A 9,457-nucleotide genomic window follows, 5' to 3' on the forward strand; every position below is an offset into this window, starting at 1 on the left:
AAAGCGTCAGAACTCCCCTTTAAGAAGATGCAGCGAAACTTTCTCATGCCGGACTATGACGAATACGGAATGAGCTACATTGACCGCAGCGCCATCTATGATCCGTCTAAAATTCCGGCCGGCATCAGCCGTGACAACCCGGTATTCAACAGGCTCATCATACTGGACGGCGTCATAGAAGGCGGCTGGAAAAGAACCCTGAAAGGGAAGTCCGTTATGGTAGAGACGTCACCCTTTAAAACATTAAACAAGAAACAAACATCGGAACTCGAAAAAATGGTAAAGCGGTTTCAAAAGTTTTCCGCACACCATTAGTAAACATTTCTTCGCGCAAAACGTTAGTATAGAAAACGAAGCAATGCGCAAATTAACTTTCTATATTGCCCTGACCACTATCTTTTTCATTGGTTGCAGCAGCGAGCAGGACAGTCAGAATCATGACTCCGTTACGGTGGCCAGCATGCCAGTTGACACCGACACGCTCAACGCGCTGGATACCCTGAACAAAGAAACACTGCTCATTCCGGGCGTCTCTGCTGGAAATATTAAGATCAATGAGGATGCCGAATCCGTATACAAGATCCTCGGCAAGCCAGATTCCGGAGATGCTGCCATGCAAAAAGCAGTAGCCATATGGTATGAAAAGCATGACCCTAAATCTTTCACCACCGCCATTTACACGGTGAGGGATACCGGTGACAATCCTCCTGCCAGGATCAAACAGATCCGTGTCACCTCGCCGGAATTCAAAACCCAGTCTGGCATCGGGGTCCATTCCACACTGGCAGATATACAGGGAACATTTACCATCAGACAGCTCACGGGTACACCAGATGACAGCAAAGCGTTCCAGATCTTTGACAGCCCTGCAGGCATTGCATTTGAACTGGATAAAAATCTAAAAGTTACCGCAGTACTCATTCACCCTGCAGATGAAGAACTGAAGGCCAATTACCTCCCGCTCAGATAAAGCCTCTTACTTAATCTCAAAACTATAGGTCGCCCCTTTCCAGGTTGCCTTATAGTCTTTACCATTGTGCTGACCCGGTGTCTTGTCCATATCGCTGACTTCAAAAACATACCTTCCGGCCCAAAGCGGTGTAAACTCAACAACGCCCTGATCATTGGTGGTCAGCTCCTTTGCCCAGCCACTCGGAGAGAAAACAGAAACCGTTTTTCCTTTAGCAGCAGCATCTTTCAGGAAAGCCTTCAGTTGCAATGGCTTATTCACCTTCGCGGCAACAGCATCATCTACATGAAGTTTTAAAACATTCGGGTTATGCAGTGCCTCGGGCTTCACCTTTCCAACCACTACATCAGCACTCGACAGAAAATGATACTTGGTCGTACCACCCAGTTCCTTAGCCTCATGGCTCACCACAACCGTATAAGCCCCGTTTTGCTCCGGCGTAAAGCTACCCTCAAAATGGTTTACACCGGGCGTCAAGGTCAATTGTGTTTTCTTCTGATCCGGACCAACCAGCCAAAGTGTAAATTCCTTTACATCAGAATACCATTTGGCCACACTATCCCTTTCATTGGCGACATACTCACCGTAAAACACCTTTACGGTCTGTTTCTGTCCAACTTTACCGTTTGATGCAGTTTCAATCCATAAAGCATGTGCAAAAATGCTGGTGGTCATAAAGCTGAGCAATAAGGTCAGCGCTAAAAAAGTAATTTTTTTCATGGGTTTAATATTTAATGATGAAGCGACCACAAGGGTCGCCTTAAAATGATTAATTATACGATTGATCAATACGCGCATTCGCTGCCAGTACTGGTTTCTCTTCTTTAGCCACCACGCGCAGCTTAGGCTTCAGCACGGGATTGGCAGCAAGTTCCTTCTTCCCGACAGCACCTGTGCCCGCATCACCTCCTTTTTTGCCTTTCTTTTTCTTAAACTTACGGCCATACCAGATCAGAAAGCCGGTAACCGGTAAACTCGCCCCAATCAAAGAAGCCAGAAAAGCCATGACTTTTCCCGGAAAACCCAGGATGCTGCCCACGTGGATGTCATAGTTCATCTTGCGCAGTTTCACACTAAAAGACGCACCAGCATAAGCCGTAGAATATACATCATCACGCTTCAGTTCCTTGAGCGTATGCTGGTCAAAAGTATAACCCTCGCTGTTGTAAAACTGACCCGCAGTCGGGTAAACCGTAATGTTGATGCTCGTCTTAGCTTTTGAAGTATCCGGGAAATTGTAGTAAAAACCCATAGACATAGGGTGTTTGCGGATCACTTTGTTCCAGGCCAGGTCCATCGCCTGTTTAGGTGTATACTGTTTGCCCGCCTGTAGCGAATCCGACTCTAAACGCTTGTATTCCGCCAGTTTCTCTCCTCCCGAAGTGACCCAGTACAGACCTTCACTGTACCATTTGATGCCATAGACCATTCCCGAAAGGGCAATCGCCAGCAAAAACAGTAAGGAATAAAAGCCCAGCACATTGTGCAGGTCCAGGTTGACCCGTTTGAAAGAAGCACCCCATTTGATCTTAAAGCTCTTATCAGTAGTGGACTTGTTCCATTTTTTTGGATACCACCAGATCAGCCCGGTAATGAGCAGTACCACAAAAACCAGCGTACCATAATTGACGATCGGCCTGCCGATCTCATAAGGCATCCAAAGAAAGCGGTGTCCGTTCAGGATGAACCTGAAAAAATCGACCTCATCCTTCTCACGTACCACCTTGCTGATCACCTCCCCGGTATAAGGATTGATCTTCAGCAATGTACCACCACCCCTTCTGCCATCATCCTTAACGCCCCTTAGGGTAAGGTTGATTGCCCGGCCCTGCTGGTAATTGGCATAAGCAGGCACCTTATCCGGATAAAGCCCGAAAGCAATACTGCTCAGCTGTGAAGGCGTTAGTACAGCTTTATCCTGTCTTTCAACCTTGGTCTCCGGCTCCAGCAGACCTTCAATTTCCTCATGGAAGACCCAAATGCAGCCGGTGAGGCAAACGATCAGGACGATGATCCCGGAAATAAGCCCCAGCCACAAATGCAGCCATTTGTTGACCCTGTTAAATAGAGAGATCTTGCTCTTTTTCTTTGCAGGTGTTTGCTTGTTTACAGTTACCATGGTCCTGATGTATGAATTGTTTGCAAAATTATTTAAACCTGTAAGCCAGGGATACCCTCGCATTTCTCGGCATGTCGTAGATATAGGTATAGTAAGAAACTGAAGTAGCTGTTTCCGTAGCCAGTTTGGTATAAGAACCCTGGGTCAGTAGTCTGCGGTCCAGCAGGTTGTTTACCAGTACAGAAAGTGACAATTTACCTTTCTCATAAGAGGCACCCGCATCGAAACGGATGTAGTCCGGCAAATTGGCAGTTCTGGCGCTGCGTCCTGAAAAACGGTCCAGCTGCAGCTGATAACCACCAGTCAGTCCAAAACCATTCAGGATAAAACCTGGTTTTCTCAGTCGGTAAGACAACCAGCCATTGGTGATGTGCCTCACGGAGTTACCTACATAAGCACCGGTCTGGTTGTTTACCGGATCCGGATTAAGGTCTTTCGTAGTCCTGGCATCTGTGTATGCATAGTTCAGGATCACATTCAGTCCGCTGACGATCTCACCGGTAATGTCCAGTTCAAAACCTTTAAATTCCTGCTCACCCAACTGAACATTGGTACCTGTCGGCACTTTTACGGTCGTTCCATCCGGTGCAACAGCATCCAGTCCAATCCTTGGATCAGGCGTCAGGACATTTTTCTTGGTGATCTTGTAAACTGCCGTAGTTGCGTTCCATTTACCGTCAAAGAAATCTTTCTTCAGACCAAACTCAATGTTATTACCCCTCACCGGTTTGAAAGGATCACCTTCAAAAGTCTGGCCCGACTGCGGCAGGAAGCTTTGGTCATATAAAGTATAAGCAGAAAAATCTTTCAGGATCGAATAGCTCAAACCAATCCTCGGGCTGAATACATTGTCCGAAACCTGGGTCTTATTGGTTTTTCCGACGGTCACGGCATGTGTAAACCTCACTGCACCTGTCAATCGTAATTTCTCATCAAAGAAACGGGCTTCATCCTGAAAATAAGCACCAGTATAAGCAAGTTCAGTGGCATAAGTATTTCCACCGGAGCGGACCCTGATGCTTCTTGAACGGTCAAACACAGGAATATTTGCAGTAGGAATCCCATATCTCGGGTTGTAGATATTGAAAATACCACCATCACCATTTAATGGGGCCAGACGGATGTCCTGATTGCCGGGATTGATGGCATTACCAAAATCACCCCAGGTTTTCAACAGGCCCATATCCAGACCACCCATCAGGCGGTGTATCACCTCACCTGTTTTTAAATCTCCGGTGATGCTGAACTGCGCATTTTTGTTGATGGCCAGCTCTTCACTGATGTTTATATAACGTTTCATATCGCCATTGGGCGCAATGGTAGAAGGCCACGGCGTACCGCCCTCCAGACCATAGTTCAGGTAGGCAACCTGTCCGTTCAATTTCCAGGTGTCGTTCAGACGGTGGTTAAAATAAAGCGTTACGTTGTGGTCATACATTTTGGCGGGATCAAGAGCAGGATCGCCGATGAACATGCTTGGATCAGTATCGCCATAACCTTTAGGAGAAAATCCATAGGTACCCAAAGCCTGCGCTTCCACATGCTGGGTCGTGTACTCCAGCGTGAACCTGGTATTGCTGTCGATCTCATAGCTGATCACCGGAGCGATGATGTATTTATCGGTATAATTGTATTTATTGTAACTGTTTTTAGATTGTGCAGCCACATTCAATCTGTACAACAACCTTCCATCCTTAGACAATTTGCCATCCAGATCAATTGCCGCACGCCCAAGTCCAAAACCTCCGGCAGCTAAACTCACAGAACTGCGGTTTTCACCTGTAGGTTTTTTGGTCACAATGTTGTAGATACCTCCGGGTTCGCCATTGGCCATCATAAATCCGGAAGGGCCTTTAATGAACTCAATGCGCTCGATCGTAGCCGCATCATCTGCCAAAGGGCCCCAGGGTGTTTTTAAGTTCATCCCGTTCCTGAATGCAGGGATAGAAGTGCCACGGGTAGAGATATTGGCATATTGGGCATCCCAGTGACCTGTACGTACCGTTCCGGAAACATTGCGGGTCACCCCGTCGACAATGTCAAATACCTGCTGGTCTGCCAGCACCTGGCTGGTCACGACACGGATATTCTGTGGCACCTCGATCAGTGGTGACTGCAAACGCAGTGAAGGAGAAACCTTATCTACTTTAAATTTCTTTTTGTTGGCCAGGATCTGAACATCATCCAGCTGTGAAGAGTTTTCATTCAGCGAGAAATCTGCGACTACTGTTGTCCTGCCGGAAATCCTGATCTGTTTTTCTTTAGGATAAAGACCTACCGCAGATACTGCGATGATATAATCGCCGACAGGAACCCTGCGGATCTGGTATTCCCCATCCTCATCGGTGATGGCGCCAAATGAGGTCCCTTTCAATACGACCGATACATACGCCGCTACGCTGCCGTCTGCAGTGGTGATCCGGCCTCTTACAGTCCCGGTTTTTTGCTCGTCTTCAGGATCTTTTATTTGTTTTTGGGCGACAACCGGCGCTGCACTGCTGTTTTTTAGTAAAGTTGTTTCATAAGTTGGATTTTGAGATGATTTTCCCGCTGAGCCATTTGGCGTCGTTTGGGCATTTGTAACAAATACACAGGCACATAGAATGCCTAATGGCAAAAATTTCTTAATTTGCATGACTTTTAACTACGATTAAAGGTGAGCCGGCTTTGCCGGTTTTGCCACACGGGTCCGAACCGTGTGGCTTTTTTATTCCACCGCAAATATATAACTATTTAGATCAAGTCCAAATAAGAGTACACAAGAAATATGACTTTTTTAAGTAAAGGCCTGGCGGAACTTCTAAACCAAGGTTACCGGTCCTAAATAAAGACTATCCGATACGTCTGTCCGGTCATTGGAGACAAAAGCGATATAGGTCTCGACATAGGTTTCAGTGACCCGTGTGTTGTTGGTGTCTGGATATAATGGAAGGAAATCCTCACCGGCTATCCTTCTCGCACCCCCTGCAATATAAAGCGCCCTGCCGCTCTCAGGATAGTAAGCCAGCATCATCACCTGTTCTGTTGAGTACGGCCAGCCGATCCCGTTGCCGCCCAGCCAGCTGAATCGGAGGTTTTCTCCTGTCAGTTCTACTGCGCAATTTTCAGGCAGCTCCAATCCGCCCTTACTGAGAATCAGTTCGGAAGCATCCAGCACATAATCCGGATACTCGCCTGTTATCGCTGAAGCCATATTGACAGAAATCGCAAGATTCTGTGCGGTCTTGCCAACATACTTCCTGGACAGCGGTTTAAAGCTAATGTTTGTAAAGTGATTTACAGTTGCAATAAAGCCCGAAACCAGTTTAAACCTCGCGCGTGCGGCCAGTTGTTTAATAGTCGGGGGTTTGTGTGTGGGATGTTTAATCATCCTGAGTACTGGTTGTCCCAGCCTGATATAGCCCACTGTAAGCCCTAGTTTTCCCACAATAGGGCCATAAGGCCCGTGTTTCATTCTTGCCATTTTTTTCAGTTTAATTGAATAAGGAGCCTGCATGAACAGGATCTGACCGGTGCATGCTTAGCTCTTGCTGTTAGTTACATAAAGATATAAAAACAGATTCATAACGGCTAATTATCGGAATTTATTCGGCTTTAGCCGAGGCGAACCCGTTATGGAGCCGTTATGGAACCGTTATTAAACCGACATGGATATAATAGCAGGGTAAAGGCAGATGCAACCCGGCGGCAACGCATATGCGGCACAAATGCTGTTTGGATTTGTTGGTTTTACTTAAAACGGATGGCTTTGAGCGGGCTGATCTTGCTGACCAGCATAGAAGGGACAATGAGTACCAGGAAACAGATCACAACTGTGCAAATGTTCAGCAGCAGCACATCGACAAAGTGTATTTCAATGGGTACGTAAGAAAGATAATAGGAAGACTGATCCAGTTTAAAGACATGTGTATACTGCTGAATAAAACCTATGCCCAGGCCCAGAATGTTCCCTAATAACAGCCCTAATCCGACCAGGTAAATGGCATTGTACAAAAAGATCTTCATGATGCTGATATCGGTCATGCCCAGCGATTTGAGCAGGCCTATCATATTTGTACGCTCCAGGATCATGATCAGCAGAGCCGTGATCATATTGATTACGCCTACGAGCATCATCAGGATCAGCAGCACTTTGGTATTGACATCGAGCAGGGAAAGCCAGGTAAATATGGCCGGGAAATATTCCTGTACGGATTCAGATTTGAGCTTGATCTCCAGACCCTTGTAAATGTCGGCGGAGGTTTGCTTTAGCCTGGAGAAATCTTTGATCCTGATCTCCATCCCTCCTATTTCATCGGGCTTCCAGTTGTTCAGCCTGCGGATCAGGTTCAGGTCGCCCAGCACAAAGTTCTTGTCGATCTCTTCTACACCAATGTTATAAATGCCGACGATCTTAAAAGGCCGTTTACGCGGCGGGTCCTGTACGAAATACATGATGAAATTGTCGCCGATCTTCAGATTCAGACGGCTGGCGGTAAACTGGGAGATCATGATCTGCCGGGTTGCTTTGGCACTGTCGGCAAAATCGATCACAGTACCGCTCACCAGGTGTTTTCGGATGTAATCCCAGTTGAAGGTCTTATCGATGCCTTTAAAGTTGATGCCCTCTACTTCATTATTTGCAGATATGATAGCGGGTTTAGTGGCATAGGGCTGGAAATATTCTATTTCCGGATTCTTTTTCAGGCTGCTGATCGTTTCTGCAGCGGGTACAAAGGGAGACAGCTCAAATGAATTGTTGAGGTCAAATTTGAAGATCCTGACATCGCCGATATAGCCCCTTACTTTTTCCTGGATCTCTGTTTTGAAGCCCTTGATGATCGCTACAGAAAGCATCATGACGGCAAGACTGAGCATTACTCCGGCTATCGCGATGCGGACTATTAGCTTGGAAAATGTACGTTCTGACTTGAGGGCTACACGCCCCGCTATGAAATATTCTGTATTCAATCTTTTGCGCTGTTAAGTTCTTTTAAATCCTACATGACAAAAATGCAAATTAATTATGGATTGCTTTCGTCATTTCGAACAAAGAGAGAAATCTCCTGTCCAGCACAACAAGAGATCCCTCGAAATGATTGCGACATTCCTATAAGATAGCGAGGAGCAGAAAAAATCACCTTCTCAGAGAAGACATAGGACTCTGTGCGCTTCTTCAGCGCGCTAGGTCCAGTCTTCGAAGAGAACGGTTATTTTTTCCAGTTCCAAGCGGTTACAAACTATCCGAAAACAAGAGATCTCTTGTTCAGCTAGAACAAGAGATCTCTCGAAATGATAGCGACATTCCTATACGATAGCGAGGAGCAGAAAAAATCACCTTCTCAGAGAAGACATAGGACTCTGTGCGCTGTTTACATCAGTTATCTGATTTTTCATCGGCGATGTAGCTATTGCTTCGCAATGGTCAGCGCGCTAGGTCCAGTCTTCGAAGAGAATGGTTATTTTTTCCAGCTCCTCGCGGTTACAAATCTATTTTATCGTCAATAAATACTGCACCACATTGGCCAGGTCTTTTTCGCTCAGCTGCAAGCCTGACGGCTCGGGCATGATCGAAGTAGAAAACTGCTTGCGTGATGCAATGTCTGATGCTTTAACATTATATTTTTCACCGGCCATGCCTTTGAGCACTACGGTCTGCCCGTCTGCCTGTAAAAATCCCGATATGGTGGTTCCGTCTTTTTTGGTGATCAGCCAGGATTCATAGCCAAAAGCCATACCTGCACTCGGATTGATGATAGCATCCAGCAAACCGTTTTTCTCAAACTTCTTGCCGATCAGGGTCAGTTCGGGGCCTATATTGGCACCTTCATTGCCTGCTTTGTGACAGGTCGTGCATTTGTTCTGGAAGACCAGCCGGCCTGCTTTTGCGTCGCCGCTCAGTTTGGCAATTTTAGGAATAGAAAGTGCGGTCGTCACTCCCGGTTTTTTGAAATAATCGCTGGCCAGCACACGGACCGTTTGATCGGGGTTGCTGAATATCACGGCGCTGATCTCATCTGTCAGTTCTTTGGAAAGCTTTTTATCGACTGCCAGACCGATCAGCATTTCTCCGCCGATCTTGTCTTTGGCCATAAGCTTTGCCGCTTCTATCTTGTCTTTCTGTGATGTTGCGCTGTTTTCGAGTTTTTGCTTCTGGGCCAGCATTTTCTTTTGTGCTCCCACATTTACAGATGAAGCCGCTTCAGGAAGCGTCATTTTGTAGTCTGCCCATTCATTGCCCTGGCGGTAACGCAGCCACCACAATGCCTGTTCTTTTACCGAAGCATCGGCATTGGTCATCAGTTCCTGCATGGCATCGGTTGCCTGCTGATCTTTGACAAAGCCAATAGCAACAATGGCCTGTTTGCGCTGCTCTGCGGAAAGCTGGC

8 protein-coding genes are annotated in these 9,457 nt (G+C 46.6%); 2 read left to right on the top strand and 6 right to left on the bottom strand.

Going from position 1 to position 9,457, the window contains the following annotated elements; all coding sequences use genetic code 11:
• Nucleotides 1-315, top strand: a 315-nt coding sequence (locus VK541_RS16490) for a DNA glycosylase AlkZ-like family protein (RefSeq protein ID WP_324371423.1), incomplete at its 5' end; no start/stop codon positions are given.
• A gap of 43 nt (nt 316-358) precedes the next feature.
• Nucleotides 359-970: a hypothetical protein gene (locus VK541_RS16495; RefSeq protein ID WP_324371424.1), complete on the top strand. Its 612-nt coding sequence runs from the start codon at nt 359-361 to the stop codon at nt 968-970.
• 6 nt (nt 971-976) lie between these two features.
• On the opposite strand, the gene VK541_RS16500 is transcribed toward VK541_RS16495, so the two are convergent.
• From VK541_RS16500 to VK541_RS16525, 6 genes are all read right to left on the bottom strand, one after another.
• On the bottom strand, nt 977-1,690 hold the full coding sequence (locus VK541_RS16500; protein ID WP_324371425.1) for a DUF4198 domain-containing protein: 714 nt from the start codon (nt 1,688-1,690) through the stop codon (nt 977-979).
• A 49-nt stretch (nt 1,691-1,739) separates the two neighbouring features.
• Complete coding sequence (locus VK541_RS16505) at nt 1,740-3,089, bottom strand: PepSY-associated TM helix domain-containing protein (protein WP_324371426.1); 1,350 nt, start codon at nt 3,087-3,089, stop codon at nt 1,740-1,742.
• 28 nt (nt 3,090-3,117) lie between these two features.
• Nucleotides 3,118-5,724 carry a TonB-dependent receptor gene (locus tag VK541_RS16510; protein ID WP_324371427.1) on the bottom strand — a complete coding sequence of 869 codons (2,607 nt, stop codon included), beginning with the start codon at nt 5,722-5,724 and terminating at the stop codon, nt 3,118-3,120.
• Nucleotides 5,725-5,889: 165 nt separating this feature from the next.
• Nucleotides 5,890-6,552, bottom strand: coding sequence for a DUF6266 family protein (locus VK541_RS16515; protein WP_324371428.1), 663 nt, complete (start codon nt 6,550-6,552; stop codon nt 5,890-5,892).
• Nucleotides 6,553-6,818: 266 nt separating this feature from the next.
• The gene (locus tag VK541_RS16520; RefSeq protein ID WP_324371429.1) at nt 6,819-8,039 is read right to left on the bottom strand and encodes an ABC transporter permease; all 1,221 of its coding nucleotides are present in this window, start codon (nt 8,037-8,039) and stop codon (nt 6,819-6,821) included.
• Nucleotides 8,040-8,558: 519 nt separating this feature from the next.
• On the bottom strand, nt 8,559-9,457 hold an 899-nt coding region (locus VK541_RS16525; protein ID WP_324371430.1), incomplete at its 5' end, for a c-type cytochrome.

Source organism: Pedobacter sp. (genome assembly GCF_035317785.1).
Classification (GTDB): Bacteria; Bacteroidota; Bacteroidia; order Sphingobacteriales; family Sphingobacteriaceae; genus Pedobacter.